25 protein-coding genes are annotated in these 21,289 nt (G+C 53.5%); 18 read left to right on the top strand and 7 right to left on the bottom strand.

Annotated features, from left to right (window positions below; all coding sequences use genetic code 11):
• From agaW to HV346_RS20075, 10 genes are all read left to right on the top strand, one after another.
• A complete protein-coding gene (agaW, locus tag HV346_RS20030; RefSeq protein WP_181620913.1) occupies positions 1 to 780 on the top strand; it encodes a PTS N-acetylgalactosamine transporter subunit IIC in 780 nt (259 codons plus the stop codon).
• Positions 770 to 1,648 carry a PTS N-acetylgalactosamine transporter subunit IID gene (gene agaE / locus HV346_RS20035; RefSeq protein WP_181620914.1) on the top strand — a complete coding sequence of 293 codons (879 nt, stop codon included), beginning with the start codon at positions 770 to 772 and terminating at the stop codon, positions 1,646 to 1,648. The genes agaW and agaE overlap by 11 nt, the downstream gene beginning before the upstream one ends.
• Before the next feature lie 17 nt (positions 1,649 to 1,665).
• Positions 1,666 to 2,100, top strand: a complete 435-nt coding sequence (agaF, locus tag HV346_RS20040; protein ID WP_181620915.1) for a PTS galactosamine/N-acetylgalactosamine transporter subunit IIA — start codon at positions 1,666 to 1,668, stop codon at positions 2,098 to 2,100.
• Entirely contained in the window at positions 2,097 to 3,230 is a 1,134-nt protein-coding gene (gene nagA, locus HV346_RS20045; protein WP_181620916.1) for an N-acetylglucosamine-6-phosphate deacetylase, read from the top strand. The genes agaF and nagA overlap by 4 nt, the downstream gene beginning before the upstream one ends.
• A 255-nt stretch (positions 3,231 to 3,485) precedes the next feature.
• Entirely contained in the window at positions 3,486 to 4,640 is a 1,155-nt protein-coding gene (locus HV346_RS20050; RefSeq protein WP_181620917.1) for an SIS domain-containing protein, read from the top strand.
• A 12-nt stretch (positions 4,641 to 4,652) separates the two neighbouring features.
• Positions 4,653 to 5,531: a tagatose-bisphosphate aldolase subunit KbaY gene (gene kbaY, locus HV346_RS20055; protein WP_181620918.1), complete on the top strand. Its 879-nt coding sequence runs from the start codon at positions 4,653 to 4,655 to the stop codon at positions 5,529 to 5,531.
• Positions 5,532 to 5,547: 16 nt separating this feature from the next.
• Positions 5,548 to 6,024: a PTS galactosamine transporter subunit IIB gene (gene agaB, locus HV346_RS20060; RefSeq protein WP_181620919.1), complete on the top strand. Its 477-nt coding sequence runs from the start codon at positions 5,548 to 5,550 to the stop codon at positions 6,022 to 6,024.
• Positions 6,025 to 6,076: 52 nt separating this feature from the next.
• Complete coding sequence (gene agaC / locus HV346_RS20065) at positions 6,077 to 6,880, top strand: PTS galactosamine transporter subunit IIC (RefSeq protein WP_181620920.1); 804 nt, start codon at positions 6,077 to 6,079, stop codon at positions 6,878 to 6,880.
• Entirely contained in the window at positions 6,870 to 7,661 is a 792-nt protein-coding gene (gene agaD, locus HV346_RS20070) for a PTS galactosamine transporter subunit IID (protein WP_181620921.1), read from the top strand. The genes agaC and agaD overlap by 11 nt, the downstream gene beginning before the upstream one ends.
• Positions 7,662 to 8,372, top strand: a complete 711-nt coding sequence (locus HV346_RS20075) for a galactosamine-6-phosphate isomerase (protein ID WP_181620922.1) — start codon at positions 7,662 to 7,664, stop codon at positions 8,370 to 8,372.
• Between the two features lie 46 nt (positions 8,373 to 8,418).
• Here the strand turns inward: HV346_RS20075 and rsmI are convergent, their stop codons facing one another.
• Entirely contained in the window at positions 8,419 to 9,282 is an 864-nt protein-coding gene (gene rsmI, locus HV346_RS20080; protein ID WP_181620923.1) for a 16S rRNA (cytidine(1402)-2'-O)-methyltransferase, read from the bottom strand.
• Positions 9,283 to 9,345: 63 nt separating this feature from the next.
• Here rsmI and HV346_RS20085 point away from each other — a divergent pair, with 63 nt between their 5' ends.
• From HV346_RS20085 to dolP, 4 genes are read left to right on the top strand one after another with little or no spacing between them, the layout of a single operon-like run.
• Positions 9,346 to 11,514: a penicillin-binding protein activator gene (locus tag HV346_RS20085; RefSeq protein WP_181620924.1), complete on the top strand. Its 2,169-nt coding sequence runs from the start codon at positions 9,346 to 9,348 to the stop codon at positions 11,512 to 11,514.
• Positions 11,472 to 11,864: a YraN family protein gene (locus HV346_RS20090; RefSeq protein WP_181620925.1), complete on the top strand. Its 393-nt coding sequence runs from the start codon at positions 11,472 to 11,474 to the stop codon at positions 11,862 to 11,864. The genes HV346_RS20085 and HV346_RS20090 overlap by 43 nt, the downstream gene beginning before the upstream one ends.
• A gap of 21 nt (positions 11,865 to 11,885) precedes the next feature.
• On the top strand, positions 11,886 to 12,476 hold the full coding sequence (gene diaA / locus HV346_RS20095; RefSeq protein WP_003861754.1) for a DnaA initiator-associating protein DiaA: 591 nt from the start codon (positions 11,886 to 11,888) through the stop codon (positions 12,474 to 12,476).
• Positions 12,477 to 12,485: 9 nt separating this feature from the next.
• Positions 12,486 to 13,061 (top strand): division/outer membrane stress-associated lipid-binding lipoprotein, encoded by a 576-nt coding sequence (gene dolP, locus HV346_RS20100; protein WP_181620926.1) that lies wholly within the window; start codon positions 12,486 to 12,488, stop codon positions 13,059 to 13,061.
• Between the two features lie 36 nt (positions 13,062 to 13,097).
• Here dolP and HV346_RS20105 read toward each other — a convergent pair whose 3' ends face one another.
• Genes HV346_RS20105 through HV346_RS20115 form a run of 3 tightly spaced genes read right to left on the bottom strand, consistent with a single transcriptional unit; the run spans position 13,098 to position 15,249 of the window.
• A complete protein-coding gene (locus HV346_RS20105) occupies positions 13,098 to 14,135 on the bottom strand; it encodes a permease (protein ID WP_181620927.1) in 1,038 nt (345 codons plus the stop codon).
• A gap of 37 nt (positions 14,136 to 14,172) precedes the next feature.
• Complete coding sequence (locus HV346_RS20110; RefSeq protein ID WP_181620928.1) at positions 14,173 to 14,817, bottom strand: NAD(P)H-binding protein; 645 nt, start codon at positions 14,815 to 14,817, stop codon at positions 14,173 to 14,175.
• Between the two features lie 3 nt (positions 14,818 to 14,820).
• Positions 14,821 to 15,249 (bottom strand): YhbP family protein, encoded by a 429-nt coding sequence (locus tag HV346_RS20115; RefSeq protein ID WP_181620929.1) that lies wholly within the window; start codon positions 15,247 to 15,249, stop codon positions 14,821 to 14,823.
• Between the two features lie 14 nt (positions 15,250 to 15,263).
• On the opposite strand from HV346_RS20115, the gene HV346_RS20120 reads away from it, so the two are divergent.
• Positions 15,264 to 15,605 carry a GIY-YIG nuclease family protein gene (locus HV346_RS20120; RefSeq protein ID WP_181623841.1) on the top strand — a complete coding sequence of 114 codons (342 nt, stop codon included), beginning with the start codon at positions 15,264 to 15,266 and terminating at the stop codon, positions 15,603 to 15,605.
• Here the strand turns inward: HV346_RS20120 and HV346_RS20125 are convergent.
• Positions 15,592 to 16,095 (bottom strand): N-acetyltransferase, encoded by a 504-nt coding sequence (locus HV346_RS20125; protein WP_181620930.1) that lies wholly within the window; start codon positions 16,093 to 16,095, stop codon positions 15,592 to 15,594. The genes HV346_RS20120 and HV346_RS20125 overlap by 14 nt on opposite strands.
• Positions 16,089 to 16,613 carry an SCP2 domain-containing protein gene (locus HV346_RS20130; RefSeq protein ID WP_181620931.1) on the bottom strand — a complete coding sequence of 175 codons (525 nt, stop codon included), beginning with the start codon at positions 16,611 to 16,613 and terminating at the stop codon, positions 16,089 to 16,091. Before HV346_RS20130 ends, HV346_RS20125 begins: the two co-directional genes overlap by 7 nt.
• Before the next feature lie 220 nt (positions 16,614 to 16,833).
• Here HV346_RS20130 and HV346_RS20135 point away from each other — a divergent pair, with 220 nt between their 5' ends.
• From HV346_RS20135 to HV346_RS20145, 3 genes are all read left to right on the top strand, one after another.
• The gene (locus tag HV346_RS20135; RefSeq protein ID WP_181620932.1) at positions 16,834 to 17,829 is read left to right on the top strand and encodes a peptidase U32 family protein; all 996 of its coding nucleotides are present in this window, start codon (positions 16,834 to 16,836) and stop codon (positions 17,827 to 17,829) included.
• A gap of 7 nt (positions 17,830 to 17,836) precedes the next feature.
• A complete protein-coding gene (locus tag HV346_RS20140) occupies positions 17,837 to 18,715 on the top strand; it encodes a U32 family peptidase (RefSeq protein WP_181620933.1) in 879 nt (292 codons plus the stop codon).
• A 188-nt stretch (positions 18,716 to 18,903) separates the two neighbouring features.
• The gene (locus tag HV346_RS20145) at positions 18,904 to 19,911 is read left to right on the top strand and encodes a luciferase-like monooxygenase (RefSeq protein ID WP_181620934.1); all 1,008 of its coding nucleotides are present in this window, start codon (positions 18,904 to 18,906) and stop codon (positions 19,909 to 19,911) included.
• 85 nt (positions 19,912 to 19,996) lie between these two features.
• On the opposite strand, the gene mtr is transcribed toward HV346_RS20145, so the two are convergent.
• Complete coding sequence (gene mtr, locus HV346_RS20150; protein ID WP_181620935.1) at positions 19,997 to 21,241, bottom strand: tryptophan permease; 1,245 nt, start codon at positions 21,239 to 21,241, stop codon at positions 19,997 to 19,999.
• Positions 21,242 to 21,289 lie beyond the last annotated feature (48 nt).

Consider the following 21,289-nt stretch of genomic DNA (forward strand, 5'->3'; position numbering starts at 1 on the left):
ATGGAAATCAGTCTGTTACAGGCATTTGCATTGGGCATTCTTGCCTTTATTGCCGGCCTGGATATGTTCAACGGGTTAACGCACATGCACCGTCCCGTGGTGCTTGGGCCTCTGGTGGGCCTGATCCTTGGCGATTTGCATACCGGTATTTTGACCGGGGGAACGCTGGAACTGGTCTGGATGGGTCTGGCTCCGCTGGCAGGTGCACAGCCACCTAACGTGATTATCGGCACGATTGTGGGAACCACCTTTGCCATTACCACTGGGGTAAAACCCGAGGTTGCCGTTGGCGTTGCCGTTCCTTTCGCCGTTGCCGTACAAATGGGGATTACGTTCCTCTTCTCTGTGATGTCGGGAGTGATGGCACGCTGTGACCGAATGGCCGCAAATGCGGATACCACAGGCATTGAGCGCGTGAATTACCTGGCTCTACTGGCATTGGGTATTTTCTACTTTCTCTGTGCTTTCCTGCCGATCTACTTCGGGGCGGAGCACGCGAAAACCGCCATTGATGTCCTGCCGGCGCGTCTGATTGATGGTCTCGGCGTGGCGGGCGGCATTATGCCAGCCATTGGTTTTGCCGTGCTGCTAAAAATCATGATGAAAAACGTCTATATCCCCTATTTCATCCTCGGTTTTGTCGCAGCGGCCTGGCTCAAGCTTCCTGTGCTGGCTATTGCAGCGGCTGCGCTGGCGATGGCACTGATCGACTTTTTGCGTAAGACACCTGAACCCACCGCTCCGGTAGCTCAGAAAGAGGAATTCGAAGATGGCATCTAATCAAACAACACTGCCGACTGTCTCCGATACTGACGAGACGCTGCTCTCCGGCGTAAATGAAAACATCTATGAAGATCAGAGTATCGGTGCGGAGCTGACCAAAAAAGACATTAACCGGGTCGCATGGCGCTCAATGCTTCTGCAGGCTTCCTTCAACTATGAACGTATGCAGGCATCCGGCTGGCTGTATGGTTTGCTGCCTGCACTGAAAAAGATCCACACCAATAAGCGTGACCTTGCGCGCGCCATGAAAGGGCACATGGGATTCTTCAACACGCACCCCTTCCTGGTGACCTTTGTCATTGGCATCATTCTCGCGATGGAGCGCTCCAAGCAGGATGTTAACAGCATTCAGAGCACCAAGATTGCCGTTGGCGCACCGCTTGGCGGCATTGGCGATGCCATGTTCTGGCTGACGCTGCTCCCTATCTGTGGTGGCATCGGCGCAAGCCTCGCGCTTCAGGGCTCAATCCTGGGAGCCGTGGTCTTTATCGTGCTGTTCAACGTGGTACATCTCGGCCTGCGTTTTGGCCTGGCGCACTATGCTTATCGTATGGGGGTTGCCGCCATTCCGTTGATAAAAGCCAATACCAAAAAGGTTGGGCATGCTGCTTCTATTGTCGGGATGACCGTGATAGGCGCGTTAGTTGCCACTTACGTCCGTCTCAACACCACGCTGGAAATCACCGCGGGTGATGCCGTCGTAAAACTGCAAACGGATGTTATCGACAAACTGATGCCTGCATTTTTACCCCTGGTCTATACCCTGACCATGTTCTGGCTGGTTCGCCGCGGATGGAGCCCACTGCGCCTCATCGCCATCACCGTTGTACTGGGTGTCGTCGGTAAGTTCTGTCACTTCCTGTAACTGCAAAGGAGTCTGAGATGTTAGGCATTATTTTGACCGGTCATGGTGGCTTTGCCAGCGGGATGGAAAAAGCGATGAAGCAGATCCTCGGTGAGCAATCACAGTTTATCGCCGTCGATTTTCCGGAAACGTCCACCACTGCGCTTCTCACCTCACAGCTTGAACAGGCGGTCAGCGATCTGGATAGCGAGGACGATATTGTTTTTCTTACTGACTTGCTGGGCGGAACTCCCTTCCGCGTCGCTTCAACGCTGGCCATGCAAAAACCCGGCAGCGAAGTCATAACCGGCACAAACCTGCAATTGTTGCTGGAAATGGTTCTGGATCGCGAGGGGCTTAATGGCGAAGCGTTTCGTCTGCAAGCCCTGGAGTGTGGGCATCGCGGCCTGACAAGCCTGGTTGATGAACTGGGGCGCTGTCGCGAAGAGAGTACGGTTGAGGAAGGAATATGACTCAGGTGCTGCGTGCCCGACGCCTGCTGACCGAACAGGGCTGGCTTGACGACCACCAGCTACAGATTGAAGACGGCGTTATCACCGCCATAGCGCCTGTTCCACCTGGCGTTACAGCGAGAGATGCCGAACTGCTGTGCCCGGCGTATATCGATACGCACGTTCACGGTGGTGCAGGTGTGGATGTCATGGATGACACCCCGGATGCGCTCGACATTCTGGCAATGCATAAAGCGCGCGAAGGGGTTGCCTGCTTTCTGCCTACTACCGTCACCGCTCCGCTGGAGGCTATTCGCGCGACGCTGGCACGCATCGCCCGACGAAAGCAATCCGGTGGCCCCGGCGCACTGGTACTCGGGAGTTATCTGGAAGGGCCGTACTTTACGCCGCAGAACAAAGGCGCACATCCACCGGAACTGTTCCGTGAACTGGATATTGCCGAGCTGGATGCGTTGATCACCACGTCGCAAAATACACTGCGCGTGGTGGCTCTCGCCCCTGAAAAGCCCGGTGCGCTGGAGGCGATTCGTCATCTCAGACAACGTGGCGTTCGGGTGATGCTGGGGCATAGCGCCGCAACGTATGCGCAAACTCGCGCAGCCTTCGACGCAGGCGCCGACGGGTTAGTGCATTGCTACAACGGCATGACCGGCCTGCATCACCGGGAGCCTGGCATGGTCGGGGCTGGCCTGACCGACCCCCGAGCCTGGCTTGAGTTGATCGCCGACGGTCATCACGTTCACCCCGCCGCCATGCAGGTGTGCTGCTGTTGTGCAAAAGGGCGCATCGTGTTGATGACTGATGCAATGCAGGCCGCAGGTATGCCGGACGGGCGCTATTCCCTGTGCGGCGAAAGTGTGGACATGCGCAATGGAATTGTCCGCACGACGAGCGGTGGCCTGGCCGGAAGCACGCTGTCTCTGGATGCCGCTGTGCGCAACATGGTGGAACAGGCTGGCGTTTCATCGCAGGAGGCTATCCATATGGCCTCCCTTCATCCGGCTCGTCTGCTTGGGATCGATCGCCAGTCGGGATCGCTCAGTCCGGGCAAGCAAGCCAACGTTATTGCACTGAATGGTGGTTTACACCTTCAGCAAATCTGGATTCAGGGTCAGGCTCTCCCCCTTTAGCCCTTTTATTGTGTGTCCCATTGGCCTTCGGTATTCAATCGTAAGGCCTTTCTTTTCCTTTCCTTTTCCTCTCTCTTTTTGGTGCTTTTCTTTGTCGATCACACTTTTCATTTTATTTCTTTTTCGATATTGAACTTTCGATTTCTTTTCTATAGATTTTATTTAACTGATTACGTGAACAAGTGAAACGAAACGAAAGATAGCGACAAGTTTGCCAGCGTCTGATGTGGAATTCACACGACTAAGGACCAAGTTATGCCTGAAACGTACACCGCCGTTGCCGAAACAACCGGCACATGGACTGAAGAAGAGATCCGCCAGCAACCTGCCAGTTGGATCCGTTCACTCACCAACATCGATCGTCTACGTGCATCAATCGACCGTTTTCTGACCCCTCTGCTGCATAAAAACGATCTCCGAATCGTCCTCACAGGCGCAGGCACATCAGCATTCATTGGCGACATCATTGCGCCGTGGCTTGCCAGCCACACCGGGAAAAACATCACCGCCGTCCCTACGACCGATCTGGTCACGAATCCGATGGATTACCTCAGCGCCTCGCATCCACTGCTGCTGGTCTCTTTCGCCCGCTCTGGCAATAGCCCTGAAAGCGTTGCCGCGGTGGAGCTGGCCAATCAGTTTGTGCCGGAATGTTACCACCTCTCAATCACCTGTAATGAGGCCGGTAGCCTGTACCAGAATGCGGTCAAAAGTGATAACGCCTTCGCGTTACTCATGCCAGCCGAAACCCACGATCGCGGGTTTGCCATGACCAGCAGTATCACCACCATGATGGCAAGCTGTCTGGCCGTTTTCGCGCCGGAGACCATCAACAGCAATACGTTCCAGGACGTGGCCAATCGCTGCCAGACGATCCTGAACTCGCTCGGTGATTTCAGCCATGGCGTGTTTGGCTATGAACCCTGGAAACGGATCGTCTACCTGGGAAGCGGCGGTTTACAGGGGGTGGCACGTGAGTCAGCACTGAAAGTGCTCGAACTGACCGCGGGGAAAATGGCGGCATTTTACGACTCACCGACTGGCTTCCGGCATGGGCCGAAATCACTGGTCGATCATGAAACCCTGGTGGTGGTGCTGGTTTCAAGCCATCCGTATACGCGTCAGTACGATCTCGACCTGCTGACAGAGTTGCGCCGGGACCAGCAGGCAATGCGCGTTGTCGCTATTTCCGCAGATCCTGATGCCGTCATTGAAGCCGGTCCGCATCTCCTGCTACCCCCTTCACGCACCTTTATCGATGTGGAACTGGCTTTCTGCTTCCTGATGTATGCCCAGGTTTTCGCACTCACCCAGTCTCTTCACGTTGGCAATACACCAGACACCCCCTCCACCAGCGGCACAGTCAACCGTGTTGTGCAGGGCGTTGTCATTCATCCGTGGCTGGCATAAGAGGATCCCATCATGAGCATTATTTCAACCAAATATCTTTTGCAGGATGCACAGGCAAAAGGCTACGCCGTTCCTGCCTTCAACATCCACAACGCAGAGACGATCCAGGCGATCCTCGAAGTGTGCAGCGAAATGCGATCGCCGGTGATCCTGGCAGGCACACCTGGGACGTTTAAACACATCGCTCTCGAAGAGATCTACGCCCTGTGTAATGCCTACTCCATCACTTATGACATGCCACTGGCACTGCATCTCGATCACCATGAATCGCTTGACGATATTCGTCGTAAGGTCCATGCCGGGGTGCGTAGCGCAATGATCGACGGCAGCCACTATCCGTTCGAACAAAACGTGAAGCTGGTGAAATCCGTGGTCGATTTCTGCCATCTCAATGACTGTAGCGTGGAGGCTGAACTGGGCCGTCTTGGTGGCGTGGAAGATGACATGAGTGTGGATGCCGAAAGCGCCTTCCTGACAGATCCTCAGGAAGCGAAACGCTTTGTCGAACTGACTGGCGTGGACAGCCTTGCGGTCGCGATTGGCACTGCACATGGCCTGTATACCAAACGCCCCAAAATCGACTTCAAACGCCTGGAAGAGATCCGCAACGTGGTCGATATTCCCCTGGTTCTGCACGGCGCAAGTGATGTGCCAGATGAATATGTACGCCGCACAATTGAACTGGGCGTGTGTAAAGTGAATGTGGCGACAGAGCTCAAAATTGCCTTTTCGGATGCCGTCAAAGCCTGGTTCGCCGAAAACCCGCAGGGTAACGATCCGCGTTATTACATGCGCGTTGGAATGGATGCCATGAAAGAGGTGGTCAGAAGCAAAATCACGATTTGTGGATCGGCCAACAGATTGACGATCGATTCGGAAGCCGTTTTATAACGCAGGAATCCCTTATATGAGCACTCCTAATATTCTTTTAACTCGCATTGATAACCGTCTTGTTCACGGGCAGGTCGGCGTGACATGGACATCAACCATCGGGGCTAATTTGCTTATCGTTGTTGATGACGACGTGGCCAAAGACGACATCCAGCAAAAACTGATGGGGATCACTGCAGATACCTACGGGTTCGGCATTCGCTTTTTCTCGATCGAGAAAACGATCGCCATCATTTCGAAAGCGGCGCCTCACCAGAAGATTTTCCTGATTTGCCGCACTCCGGAGATCGTTAAAAAACTCGTTGAAGGGGGCGTTCCCCTGAAAGACGTTAACGTCGGAAACATGCACTTCTCCGAAGGGAAAAAACAGATTAGCAGCAAGGTTTATGTCGACGATAACGACCTGAGCAATCTGCAATTTATCAAACACCATGGCGTTAACGTTTTTATTCAGGATGTACCTGGGGATGCTAAGGAAAGCATTCCTGATTAAGCGCAGTGTCTCGATATTCTCATTTTAAAAGCAACAAGTACGAGGCCATAAAATGCATGAAATAACACTTATCCAGGGCATATCCCTGGCGGCTTTGGTTTTTTTCCTGGGGATTGATTTTTGGCTGGAAGCCCTGTTTTTGTTCCGTCCCATTATCGTTTGTACCCTGACAGGGGCCATTCTTGGCGATATCCATATTGGTCTGATTACGGGGGGGCTTACCGAGTTAGCTTTTGCCGGGCTAACCCCCGCGGGCGGCGTACAACCACCAAACCCCATCATGGCAGGGGTCATGACCACGGTCATTGCCTGGTCAACCGGGGTTGATGCGAAAACCGCTATCGGGCTTGGTCTGCCGTTTAGCCTGTTAATGCAGTATGTGATCCTGTTTTTCTATTCGGCCTTTTCACTCTTTATGTCGAAAGCCGATAACTACGCGAAGGAAGCGAATAGCGCCGCGTTTGGCCGGCTCAACTGGACAACCACACTGATAGTGGCCTGTACTTACGCCATTATTACCTTCCTCTGCACCTATCTTGCACAAGGAGCTATGCAGGCGTTAGTGAAAGCCATGCCAGCCTGGCTTACACACGGCTTCGAAGTCGCGGGGGGTATTCTTCCTGCTGTCGGCTTCGGCTTACTGCTCCGCGTTATGTTTAAGGCACAGTACATTCCCTATCTTATCGCCGGCTTCTTGTTCGTCTGTTATATCCAGGTCAGCAATTTGCTGCCAGTCGCGGTGTTAGGCGCTGGATTTGCCGTGTACGAATACTTTAACGCCAAAGCCAAAAACGCCGCGCAGCCACAACCTGTCGCTCAGAAAAACGATGAAGAGGATTACAGCAATGGGATCTGAAATCAGTAAAAAAGACATCACTCGCCTGGGATTTCGATCGTCCTTGCTTCAGGCCAGCTTTAACTATGAACGGATGCAGGCGGGTGGCTTTACCTGGGCCATGCTGCCGCTTCTGAAGAAAATCTACAAAGGCGACAAAGAAGGCCTGAGCGCCGCCATGAAGGACCATCTGGAATTTATCAACACCCATCCTAACCTGGTGGGATTCCTGATGGGTCTGTTGATCTCAATGGAAGAGAAAGGAGAAAACCGCAGCACTATCAAAGGCCTAAAAGTGGCGCTGTTTGGGCCCATCGCCGGGATTGGTGACGCGATCTTCTGGTTTACCCTGCTACCTATTATGGCCGGGATCTGTTCTTCATTTGCCAGCCAGGGAAATCTTCTTGGGCCGATTCTGTTCTTTGCAGTCTACCTTGCAATCTTTTTCCTGCGCGTAGGCTGGACGCACATCGGTTATTCGGTCGGGGTAAAGGCCATCGACAAAGTCCGTGAGAACTCGCAGATGATCGCCCGTTCCGCAACGATTCTCGGGATCACCGTAATAGGCGGGCTGATTGCGTCATATGTTCATATAAACGTTGTCACTACCTTTGCCATCGATGCGACCCACAATGTTGCCCTCCAGCAGGACTTTTTTGACAAGGTGTTCCCGAATATCTTGCCGATGGGCTATACCCTGCTGATGTACTACCTGCTACGTGTGAAGAAGGCGCATCCGGTTCTTCTGATTGCCGTGACGTTTGTTCTGGCCATTCTCGGTTCCGCCCTGAGAGTGCTGTAAATGTGCGGAATCACGTTTCAGGAACACCCGGATTATCACTCGCTTAGCGAGGCAGTTAGCGAGCATTTACTGGCTCTTATTGTGCGTAGACCCAGTGCGGTGATCTGCCTGGCGACAGGCGCAACTCCGAAGCTGACCTATCAGCTTTTCGTTGAAAAGGTGAATGCGCGTCAGGTGGATGTCAGCCAGATGACTATCGTGAAACTGGATGAGTGGGTGGGATTACCGCCGGACAATCCGGCAACATGTGAAGCCTTTTTGCAGCAGCATATTATTCAACCGCTGGGTATCACACCTGAACGCTATATCTCGTTTGTATCGGATAACGCAGATTCGCAGGAGTGTACACGCATCGTCGAGCAGATCGCGCTACGTGGCGGCCTGGATCTCTGCCTGCTGGGGATTGGTAAAAACGGGCATCTTGGTCTGAACGAGCCTGATGACATCCTTGAGCCAGCCTGCCACATCACACATCTTGACGAGCGCACCCGGCTTCACGACATGTTAAAGCTGGCGGCCGCCCCTGTTGAGCAAGGGATCACCCTGGGCCTGAGGGATATTTTGGCAGCAAAAGAAGTCCTGCTTTTGGTTTCTGGTGAAGGTAAAGAGAATGCTTTTTCAGCGCTGAAGAAGGGTAAGGTCACGACCCATATTCCGGCCTCTTTTCTGTGGTTGCATCCACACCCGACCTGTTTTTATCACACTCACTAGCCAATAAAATACGCCGGGCGAAGTGGCATGCGCCCGGCCGTTCGTTTTATTCGCCCTGCTGCTCCAGCGCGTACTTATACAGTGCATTCTTTTTCACGCCGTGGATCTCAGCGGCAAGCGCAGCAGCCTTCTTGAGCGGCAATTCGGCGTGCAGCAGTGCCAGTGTACGCAGTGCATCAGCAGGCAAGGCATCGTCTTCAGCTTTGTGTCCTTCAACAATCAGTACCATCTCGCCTTTACGACGGTTTTCGTCTTCTTTCACCCATGCGAGGAGTTCGCCAACCGGCGCACCATGAATCGTTTCCCAGGTTTTGGTCAGTTCACGTGCCAGCACGACATAGCGGGATTCGCCCCAGACGGCCACCATATCTTCCAGACTTTCCAGAAGACGGTGGGTGGATTCATAAAAAATCAGCGTGCGTGGTTCAGCTTCCAGCGCTTTCAGTGTGTCGCGACGGCCTTTAGATTTTGCCGGAAGAAAGCCTTCGTAGCAGAAACGGTCGGACGGTAAACCCGCCGCACTTAATGCTGCAATGGCCGCACAAGGCCCAGGCAGAGGGACAACGCGGATACCCGCTTCACGACACGTACGAACCAGATGGTAGCCAGGATCATTAATTAACGGTGTACCCGCATCGGACACCAGGGCGATGTTCTGCCCCTCTTTCAGTTTCGCCACCAGCGTTTCGGCTTTTTGTTGCTCATTGTGATCGTGCAGGGCGAACAGACGGGCGTTAATGGCAAAATGTTGCAGCAGTAGCCCTGTATGGCGGGTATCCTCAGCAGCAATTAAATCAACCGCTTGCAATACAGTGAGCGCACGTTGGGTAATATCAGACAAATTCCCGATAGGAGTAGGTACAATATAAAGCTGGCCTTGAGAATTATCTGCCGTTTCGTGTTGTTTCATTGTTTAGTCCGTAGTGCCGATTTATTATTGAGCATTGCGTAAAAAAAAATCACTGGATACAGTATGGTACCGTTAACGTTTCTTCGAACAAAAGCCGCGCGCAGCGTGCCTCTTGTGCTGGCAGCCTTGTTTTTCGCAGGCTGTGGCACGCAGACACCCGATCAAAGTGCTGCCCACATGCAGGGATCGGCACAGGCTGATTCTGGCTTTTATCTGCAACAAATGTCGCAGAGCTCAAATGATACCAAGACCAACTGGCAATTACTCGCCATTCGTGCACTGCTGAAAGAAGGTAAAACGCAGCAGGCCGCCGATCTGTTTAATCAGTTACCGAAAGAACTGAACGATGCTCAGCATCGTGAACAGGCTTTATTGGCTGCGGAATTGAAGATTGTGCAACAAGATTATCCGGCAGCGAAAAAAATGCTGGGTGATATTGATGTTAGCTCGCTCGATAAAAACCAACAGGCTCGTTTCTGGCAGGCAGGCATTGCCGCCGAGCAAGGTCGTCCTTCACTGCAACTGCTGCGCGCCTTAATTGCGCAAGAGCCGCTGTTGAGCGGTGCAGACAAGCAGAAAAATATTGATGCCACCTGGCAGGCCCTTTCCGCAATGACGCCAGAACAGGCGCAGGCCCTGGTGATCAATGCAGATGAAAATGTTCTGCAAGGCTGGCTGGATCTGCAGCAGATGTGGTTTAACAACCGTAGCGATCCAACAATGCTGAAAGCCGGTATTACCGACTGGCAGACACGTTATCCGCAAAACCCAGGAGCGAAATTACTGCCATCGCAACTGGTGAACGTGCAGAACTTCAAACCCGCATCCACCAATAAAATTGCTCTGCTGTTGCCGTTAAACGGTCAGGCTGCGGTGTTTGGTCGCACTATCCAGCAAGGCTTTGAAGCTGCGAAAAATGGCACAACGGCCGTTGCAGGTAATGCCGTTCCTGAACAAGCGGCTCAGGCGGCAAACGTAGCGAACGTGGTTAGCCCCTCTGCTGCCGAGACCAGTGATCTGACAACCGCTCAAACGCCAGCTCAGGGCACAATGCAAAACCCGGTCACCGCACCAACGACTGCCCCTGCGGCAACGCCTGCACCAGGCGCCGCGGCACAGCAGAGTCCGGCTCAGGCTCCAGCGACACCTGCGGCCTCCGCCAGCGACACAGCGACGACGCAATCACAGGCAACCACACCGATACAACAGCCTGCGACGCAACCGCAACCTGCTACCACCGTAACGACAGGTGCGAACCCCGGTGCGGAACTGAAGATTTACGATACCAGCTCTCAGCCGCTCGATCAGGTACTGGCGCAAGTCCAGAAGGATGGAGCGAGTATCGTTGTAGGTCCATTGTTGAAAAACAATGTCGATGAACTGATGAAAAGCAACACCACGCTGAATGTGCTGGCCCTCAACCAGCCGGAACAGGTTCAGAACCGCGCAAATATGTGCTACTTCGCCCTCTCTCCGGAAGATGAAGCCCGCGATGCGGCGCGTCATATTCACGAGCAAGGCAAGCAAGCCCCTCTGCTGCTCATTCCGCGCAGTACTCTGGGCGACCGTGTGGCGACCGCCTTTGCTCAGGAATGGCAAAAACTGGGTGGCGGCGTGGTGCTACAGCAGAAATTTGGCTCCTCCTCAGAACTGAGGGCGGGTGTCAACGGCGGCGCGGGTATTGCACTGAACGGTAGCCCGGTAACAGCAAGCCTTCCCCCTCAGCAGGGCGTAACCATTGGCGGCCTGACGATCCCTGCCCCACCGACCGATGCGCAGATCAGCGGTGGGGGGAAAGTGGATGCGGCCTATATCGTCGCGACACCGGAAGAGATTGCCTTCATCAAGCCCATGATTGCGATGCGTAACGGTAGTCAGAGCGGTGCAACGTTGTACGCAAGCTCACGTAGCGCGCAAGGCACAGCGGGCCCGGATTTCCGACTGGAAATGGACGGGCTGCAGTACAGCGAAATCCCCATGCTGGCAGGAAGCAACCCGGCACTGATGCAACAGGCGTTGAGTGCCGTCCATAACGACTACTCACTGGCAAGACTGTATGCAATGGGTGTGGATGCCTGGGCTCTGGCAAACCACTTTACCCAGATGCGCCAGGTTCCGGGCTTCGAGCTCAACGGGAATACAGGCGATTTGACAGCAACTCAGGACTGCGTGATTAACAGGAAGTTATCATGGCTCAAATACCAGCAGGGGCAAATCGTCCCGGCCAGTTAAGCCGCAAACAAGCCGGTGACGCATGGGAAATGAACGCGCGCCGCTGGCTTGAAGGCAAGGGATTGCGCTTTATCGCCGCCAACGTGCGTGGACGTGGCGGCGAAATTGACCTCATCATGAAAGAGGGTCAAACAACCGTGTTTGTCGAAGTCCGTTATCGGCAGTCATCGCAATTCGGCGGTGCGGCTGCCAGCGTGACGCTCGCCAAACAACGTAAATTATTACACACTGCCCACTTGTGGCTTGCCCGCCATAGTGGGAGCTTTGATACTGTGGATTGCCGTTTCGATGTGATAGCCTTCACCGGAAATGAGATCGAATGGCTAAAAAACGCGTTTGGCGAAGCATAAATAAGATTTAAAAGGGATAACGTGCTCGAAAGAATTAAAGTGTGCTTCACAGAAAGCATTCAAACTCAGATTGCAGCGGCGGAAGCCCTCCCGGACGCGATTTCTCGCGCAGCGATGACGCTGGTACAGTCCCTGCTAAACGGCAACAAAATCCTCTGTTGTGGCAATGGTACATCCGCCGCCAATGCACAGCATTTTGCTGCCAGTATGATAAATCGTTTTGAAACAGAACGACCTAGTTTACCTGCCATTGCACTAAATACCGATAATGTGGTCTTAACAGCGATTGCAAACGATCGTCTGCATGACGAGATTTACGCGAAGCAGGTGCGTGCCTTAGGCCATGCCGGAGACGTGCTGTTGGCGATCTCCACGCGCGGAAACAGCCGCGACATTGTCAAAGCTGTAGAAGCGGCCGTCACCCGCGATATGACTATTGTTGCCTTGACCGGTTATGACGGTGGTGAACTCGCGGGCCTTTTAGGGCCACAGGATGTGGAAATCCGCATTCCTTCTCACCGTAGCGCGCGCATTCAGGAAATGCACATGCTAACGGTGAACTGCTTATGCGATTTGATCGATAACACGCTTTTCCCTCACCAGGATGATTAAGGAGTACTCATGAAGGCTTTATCGACCCTCGCAGTCCTTATGTCTGCACTGCTACTTCAGGGATGTATTGCTGCAGCTGTTGTTGGTACAGCTGCCGTTGGCACGAAAGCGGCGACCGATCCGCGCTCTGTCGGTACACAGGTTGATGACAGTACGCTTGAACTGCGCGTAAACAGCGCCCTGTCGAAAGACGAACAAATTAAGAAAGAAGCACGCATCAATGTGACGGCGTATCAGGGCAAAGTGTTGCTGGCAGGCCAGTCTCCAAATACAGAGCTCGCTTCGCGGGCAAAACAGATAGCGATGGGTGTGGAAGGGACAACCGAAGTCTTCAACGAAGTGCGCCAGGGACAGCCGATTGGTCTGGGAACGGCCTCGTCTGATACCTGGATTACCACCAAAGTCCGTTCCCAGTTGCTGGGCACTGACCAGGTGAAATCATCAAACGTAAAAGTGACTACCGAGAACGGGGAAGTGTTCCTGCTGGGTCTGGTCACCGACCGGGAAGGCAAAGCGGCAGCCGATATTGCCAGCCGGGTGAGCGGCGTGAAACACGTCACTACCGCGTTTACCTATATCAAATAATAAAAATACCCGGCTCAGGCCGGGTATTTTTTTATCTTAAAACAGCGCAATACTTCCTGTTATCACTCCACTCAGCGCCACCAGCAAGCCTGTTAACCACAGTGCTTTCGCCGGAAATGACTTCCGCAGCATAATAAGTGATGGCAGGCTTACCGCAGGCAACGTGATGAGTAACGCCAGAGCCGGCGCTGCCCCCATGCCAGCCAGCATCATGGTCTGAACAATCGGTATCTCGGCTGCAGTTGGGATCACAAACAAGCAGCCTGCAACAGCCATCGCAATCACCCACAACAACGAATTATCGATAGCGCCATCGGCATGCGGGAAGAGCCAGACGCGCGCCGCGCCAAGAACCAGTACCGCCAGGATGTATACCGGGATCGTGCTCCAGAAAAGCTGCCACAACGCCTTTCCCCAACGCATAAAGAAACTGCCCTGCGGCTCAGCCAGCTCAACATCCACAGCAACAGGTTGTGCGCCCTTCTCTTTCACCCATTTCTGTACCAGTGTGGCCACCACAAGTACTGTCAGTAGCCCAGCAACCAGTCGAATAAGTGCAAAATGCCATCCCAGCACAAATCCCATAAAGACCAGGGTTGCCGGGTTCAGCAGCGGGTTACCCATCCAGAATGCCAGCGCACCGCCCATCGACACATTCTGACGGCGCATACCCGCAGTGACTGGCGCGGCGCAGCAGGAACACATCATGCCTGGCAACGAAAAAATCGTGCCTAATAGCGTCCCCTGAAAACGGGGCTGACCCAGCGTTTTCATCAACCAGTGACGCGGGATCAGAACCTGAACCAGCGATCCCAGCAGCACACCTAAGACCGCCGCTTTCCAGACGGCAAGAAAATAGACCATGGCATAATCCCACGCGGCCTTCAGCGGGCTGGCATCGGCCTGCGCAAGAATGGATTTACCTATGCTGTGGGTCTCAGCCGCCGTGAAGGCTTTACCGTAATACGGTTGCCATTTCACATACCAAAGACCCACAAGAACAACGAGAAAAAAGAGAACGGGCTTCCACCACTGAATCGGTGTTGCCGTTTGAGATGAAGACTGACCAGCCATAACATTCCCCAGGGAGTATTCATTAAGCCCGGAGATACTACGCCTCACCCTGTGCAAGTTCACGTAATTTTGCCGAAGGAACAATGTTAGTCCCCTCCTGAGAGGGCGTCAGCGCCTCTTTCAGCATTGCTCGCGCAACGTCTCTGGCATCAATAGATTTCCAGTTACCTGGAAAAAACTGGAACACAGGAGCAAGTACCATCTCAGTGAGACGCGATGTTTCACGATGGCCCAGTAGCATAGAGGGCCGCACAATTGTCAAACGCTCCCATTTCTGCGCAATCAGCGCCTGTTCCATTTTGCCTTTCACTTTGTTGTAGAAGAAAGGTGAGTGAGCATTTGCTCCCATTGAACTCACCACCAGCAGGTGCTTGGCCCCCAAACGTTTTCCCGCAAGCGCAGTCTCAACAACGAGTGTGTAATCAGCATGAACGAACGCCTCTTTACTTCCGGCTTCCCGGCGCGTCGTTCCAAGGCAGCAAAAGACGATATCAATGGGATCCTGCACTTGCGCCAGAGCATCACTGAGTTGCGGCTTATGAGGGTTATAGATACCCGCAATATCTGCCAGCGGGCGTCGGGTTGGGGCGGCAATGTAGTTAACTTTAGGGTGCTGCAGTAACATACGCAGTAAGTGGCCACCCACTAAACCTGTCGCGCCAGTAATCAAGACCTGACTCATGTTCTACTCCTGACGTAACCAGTGGATTTTTTTACCAAACCCCAGTGTATTGTCAGTAAATTTTAGCTCATCAAGCCGAATTTCCCACACGGGGGCAGACGATGCGAGCGCAACCGGAAACCGCCGGGTGTAATGCTTGCGCATCGTGTTGCTTTCTTCACCTTCCAGACGGCGGATCTCGCCTTTGAACTGCAGACCACGGATCAGTGCGACTGATTTGGGCTGGCCGTTGACCGTACCCGCAACTGGGGCCTGAAGGCCAGTCATCTGCGCATGACGGGTTTTATCTTCACTGAGCACGTAAAACGCCACGCGTTGAGGATCATAATAATAAAACGCGTTAGCACACCAGAGTTCGCCTTCCTGGTGTACGCACCAGGTCACGACGTGCTGCTTTGCCAGCCAGCGGTTTATCGCCGTCAGTGTTTCCATTTGTCTTCTCTCTCGTGCTAAGGTGCGTTCACCTTAATATACTGAATCTGCTTACCGTGTGTTGGTTTCTCTATCTTGTCCGAACGGCTGATAACGCACTCTATACCGGGATCACCACCGACGTAGAACGACGTTTCCTTGAACATCAAACGGGGAAAGGCGCAAAGGCGCTGCGGGGGAAAGGCTCGTTAACACTGGTCTTTTCAGCGCATGTGGGCGATCGCTCACTGGCCCTGAGAATGGAATACCGCATAAAACAGCTCACGAAGCGTGAAAAAGAGCGCCTCGTCACCGGAGACGGATCATTTGAGGCGCTGCAGGAGCGCCTGCAAAATCTGTCGGCTAAAAGCGATTGAAGTGATCGTGGTACTCAACCAACCCGCTTACGCCATTCAATGCATCGTCTGCCAGACGGTGTACCTGGAATCCTGCTTCCGTACCCGGCCAGCGACAGTGCAGATCGTAACGTGCTGCCTGCTCGAAGCCTAAACGGCCATAGAATGCCGGATCGCCCAAAGTGACAACCGCCGCATAGCCGAACTCATTGAGTGAATCCAGCCCTTCATAAACCAGTTGGCGCGCAAGCCCCTGACCACGATAGCTTTCCTCTACGGCGAGAGGGGCCATTCCCACCCACTGTAGCTCTTCGCCCTGAACCGATACGGGGCTGAACGCAACATAACCGACAACCTGGCCTTCATCGTCAGTGGCGACCAGTCCCAGTGTGATTAGGCCGTCTTCGCGGAGATCGTGAACCAGTTGGGCTTCTGCATCACTCGCAAATGCCCGGCGTAACAACGCATCGATACCTGGTGCATCAATCCCAATTTCAACTCGAATCAGCATGGCTCACCTACTGAAGTGTGTTTACTTTCCGGCGGGGTTTTCAACCCAGCCTCTACAAAGTCCGCCAGTTGCAGCAGTACCACGCGCAGCGCTTTTGGCATCTGCTCCAGCTCAATGGCATCCATCAAATTTTTGACGTACAGGCCCAACTCGGTATCACCTTCAATGACCAGACGGCGCTGGAAAAAAAGGGTATCCGGGTCCTGTTTACGTGCGGCGATCATCAACAGATCGCTGGCGTCAGCACTGAAGCTGACATCCGCCTCAGCCGATTCTCGTACAACAAGCTGGTCATTTTCTACCGAGGTAAACCAACGTAGCCCGATATCACGGACTTCAATACTCAACCAGCGGCCTTCCAGAAACTCCAGTTCGCCGTCCTGCAGCGCCTGACGGAATTGCCAGCTCAGTACTTGCTCCAGCACCTGACGTTTAAGTGCGAACGGCGTCAGTTTTACCGGTACGCTCAGCATTGATGGACCAAATTGTACGAAACGTGAACGCAGTTTATCCAGCACGAGCTTTACTCCCTGATATCTATAGTCCTGTTATTTTGCCATATCCAGAAACCAACATAGCGGCGTAAATCAACAAACCGTTGTCGGGTATAACGCATTATTGGTGTCATCAATACGCCATTAGCTGCCTTAAATCAAAAATTGTCGCGTATAGGTTAATTAAAATCCCCGTTCGTTAACAATTTTACGATCGCTGAGATCGACTACACCAGGATAAATTATGGAGCTGCTCTGCCCAGCCGGAAACCTTCCGGCGCTTAAGGCGGCCATCGAAAATGGGGCCGATGCGGTCTATATCGGGCTGAAAGATGATACCAACGCCCGCCATTTTGCTGGCCTCAACTTTACGGAGAAGAAGCTCCAGGAAGCCGTCAACTTCGTACACCAGCATAAGCGCAAGCTGCATATCGCGATCAACACCTTTGCCCATCCTGATGGCTACGCCCGCTGGCAGCGCGCAGTGGATATGGCGGCACAATTGGGTGCTGATGCGCTAATTCTGGCTGACCTCGCCATGCTTGAGTATGCCGCAGAACGCTACCCGCATATTGAGCGCCACGTCTCTGTTCAGGCCTCTGCGACCAACGAAGAAGCCGTTCGTTTTTACCACCGTCATTTTGACGTTGCCCGTGTAGTGTTACCCCGCGTGCTCTCTATTCATCAGGTTAAGCAACTCGCACGTGTCTCGCCAGTTCCACTGGAAGTTTTTGCGTTTGGCAGCCTGTGCATTATGGCTGAGGGACGTTGCTATCTCTCCTCGTATTTGACCGGGGAATCGCCGAATACTGTCGGTGCATGTTCCCCTGCTCGTTTTGTTCGCTGGCAGCAAACCCCTCAGGGGCTGGAGTCACGCCTGAACGAAGTGCTGATCGATCGCTATCAGGATGGCGAAAACGCAGGCTATCCAACGTTGTGCAAAGGCCGCTATAAAGTTGACGGTGAGCGCTACCATGCACTGGAAGAACCCACCAGCCTTAATACCCTGGAGCTACTGCCAGAGTTGCTGGCCGCGAATATTGCGTCGGTGAAAATCGAAGGTCGCCAGCGCAGCCCAGCCTACGTCAGCCAGGTGGCAAAAGTCTGGCGTCAGGCCATCGACCGCTGTATGAGCGACCCGCAAAACTATGCGCCGCAGTCCGCCTGGATGGATACCCTCGGATCAATGTCCGAAGGCACGCAAACCACGCTCGGCGCGTATCACCGTAAATGGCAGTGAGAAGACCATGAAATATTCATTAGGGCCAGTACTTTACTACTGGTCAAAAGAAACGCTGGAAGATTTCTACCAGCAGGCTGCAACCAGCAGTGCCGATGTGATTTATCTCGGGGAAGCCGTGTGCAGCAAACGCCGGGCCACTAAAGTGGGTGATTGGCTGGATATGGCGAAAAGTCTGGCAAGTAGCGGCAAGCAGGTGGTGCTCTCCACGCTGGCCCTGGTTCAAGCCTCATCCGAACTGGGTGAACTCAAACGTTATGTGGAGAACGGAGAGTTCCTGCTGGAAGCCAGCGACCTGGGTGTCGTGAATATGTGCGCAGAACGCAACCTGCCATTCGTCGCCGGGCATGCACTGAACTGCTATAACGCCGTCACGCTGAAGCTGTTGCTCAAACAAGGTATGACTCGCTGGTGCATGCCTGTCGAGTTGTCACGTGACTGGCTGGTGAACTTGCTCAATCAGTGCGAAGAGCTTGGGATCCGCAATCAGTTTGAAGTCGAGGTGCTGAGCTACGGTCATCTGCCATTAGCCTACTCTGCACGCTGCTTTACTGCCCGCTCAGAGGACCGCCCTAAAGACGAATGCGAAACCTGCTGCATCAAATACCCGAATGGTCGCAATGTGCTGTCACAAGAAAACCAGCAGGTGTTTGTCCTGAATGGTATTCAGACCATGAGTGGCTATGTCTATAACCTCGGCAACGAGCTGACCTCAATGAAAGGGCTGGTTGATATAGTGCGTTTGTCCCCGCTTGGAACCGAATCTTTCGCCATGATGGATGCCTTCCGCGCCAATGAAAATGGGACATCACCGCTACCGCTCACCGCCAACAGCGACTGCAACGGTTACTGGAAACGTCTCGCTGGCCTGGAGCTTCAGGCGTAAATGTAAGTTGTATCAAGGCGGCAAGTCTTAGAATCCCCAGGTTCTTACTCAAGTAAGTGACTGGGGTGAACAAGTGCAGCCAACACGGAGGCAGCTTGAAGGGTGCTGTGTAAAAGCTCACTTTGTTAACAACGGTTAGTAATTTTTAATGCACTATTAAAATATTACCGTCGACAAAGTGAGCTGTTATGACTGATAAATCCATTCCGTTCTCGGTGCTCGATCTTGCGCCGATCCCTGAAGGCTCTTCAGCCAGGGAAGCCTTCTCGCATTCTCTTGATCTTGCCCAGCTTGCCGAAAAGCGTGGGTTTCATCGCTACTGGCTGGCAGAGCATCACAATATGGTCGGGATCGCCAGTGCAGCAACGTCTGTACTGATTGGGTATCTGGCCGCAAACACCACAACGCTGCGCCTGGGGTCAGGCGGTGTAATGCTGCCAAACCATTCTCCTCTGGTGATTGCCGAACAGTTTGGCACGCTGAATACCCTCTATCCTGGACGTATCGACCTGGGACTGGGCCGAGCACCAGGCAGCGATCAGCCGACGATGCGTGCGTTACGTCGCCACATGAGCGGCGATATTGATAACTTCCCGCGTGATGTCGCCGAACTGGTGGACTGGTTCGACGCGCGCGATCCTAATCCTCATGTTCGCCCTGTTCCGGGATATGGTGAGAAGCTCCCTGTATGGCTGCTCGGCTCAAGCCTCTACGGTGCGCAACTGGCAGCCCAACTCGGCCTGCCATTTGCCTTCGCCTCGCACTTCGCCCCTGATATGCTGCACCAGGCATTGCATCTCTACCGAACGAACTTTAAACCTTCTGAGCGGCTGGAAAAACCGTATGCGATGGTGTGTATCAATATCATTGCTGCGGACAGCAATCGCGATGCTGAATTCCTCTTTACCTCAATGCAGCAGGCATTTACGAAATTACGCCGCGGTGAAACCGGCCAGCTACCACCACCGGTAGAAAACATGCATCAGCTGTGGTCTGCTTCAGAGCAATACGGTGTGCAGCAGGCTCTGAGCATGTCTTTGGTTGGGGACAAAGCGAAGGTGCGACACGGGCTGGAAGCTGTGCTACGGGAAACCCAGGCTGATGAGATTATGGTTAATGGGCAGATTTTCGATCACCAGGCACGTTTGCACTCGTTTGAGCTGGCGATGCAGGTGAAAGAGGAGTTGGTGGGATAGTGTGTTTTTGCCGGATAGTGGCTTCGCCTTATCCGGCCTGTTCGCTCCCTGTAGGCCCGGTAAGCATAGCCACCGGGCATTACGTTTACTGATACACAGGCAGCAGATTAAAGCTCGACAGGACATGTACCAGCGCGTTGCCGACACCAAAGACCAGAATCAGTGCAATCATGGGTTTTCCCCCCCAGACACGGAATGTTGGGCTGCCGAAGCGTTTACGTGATTTGCGAGCCAGCAGCGCCGGAACAATTGCCGCCCAGATGGTTGCCGCCAACCCTGCATAACCGATGGCATACAGGAAACCGTTCGGCCACAGCAGGCCACCAATAATCGGTGGCAGGAAAGTCAGGAGGGCGGTTTTCAGACGCCCCATCGCTGAATCATCAAAACCAAACAGATCCGCCAGGTAATCAAACAGGCCCAGTGTGACTCCGAGGAAGGAGCTGGCAACAGCGAAGTTAGAGAACACCACCAACAGCAGATCCAGACTGCGACTATTCAGGACACCACTTAGCGCTTGTACCAGAACATCAATATTGCCACCTTTCTGCGCAATACCAATAAACTCAGGGCGCGGAATGTTCCCCATCGTCCCCAACAACCAGATAACGTACAACCCCAGAGCCAGAAGCGTGCCGTAGACCAGACACTTCACAATGGTACGCGGATCTTTACCATAGTATTTCATCAGGCTAGGAACGTTGCCGTGGTAGCCAAATGAAGCCAGACAAAATGGCAGGGTCATTAGCAGATATGGCGTGTAAGAGGCATCACTCTCCGCGACGTTAAACAGTGTCGCCGGTGTAACGTGTCCCAGAAGGCTGCCGAATGTCAGGAAAAAGGTGATGACCTTCGCCCCCAGCACAATCGCCGTCATCCGGCTGACAGCCTTAGTACTCATCCAGACAATAAATGCCACACCAAGCGCAAATACCAGTCCCGCCAGGCGCGCCGGTACATTCAATGACATCTCAGAAAACGTGTGGTGCAGAATCGAGCCGCTGGCAGAGATATAGGCGTAAGTCAGGATATAGAGCACGAACGCGATAGAGATGCCATTCACCATATTCCAGCGTTTTCCCAGTAGATCCTTCGTGATGGTGTCAAAGCTCGAACCTATCCGGTAGTTCAGGTTAGCTTCCAGGATCATCAACCCGGAGTGCAGCATGCAGAACCAGGTAAAAACGAGCGCAGCCAGCGACCAGAAGAACCACGCACCGGACATAACCACAGGCAGAGAGAACATCCCTGCGCCAATGATCGTACCGCCGATGATCACCACGCCGCCAAGTAGCGAAGGTGATGTTTGTGTGGTGGTTAGTGTCGCCATACAGCCTTATCTCCAGTTAAATATTTCGGTACTGCACGTTAATGCGCT

This window comes from Enterobacter sp. RHBSTW-00994 (genome assembly GCF_013782625.1).
Lineage (GTDB): Bacteria > Pseudomonadota > Gammaproteobacteria > Enterobacterales > Enterobacteriaceae > Enterobacter.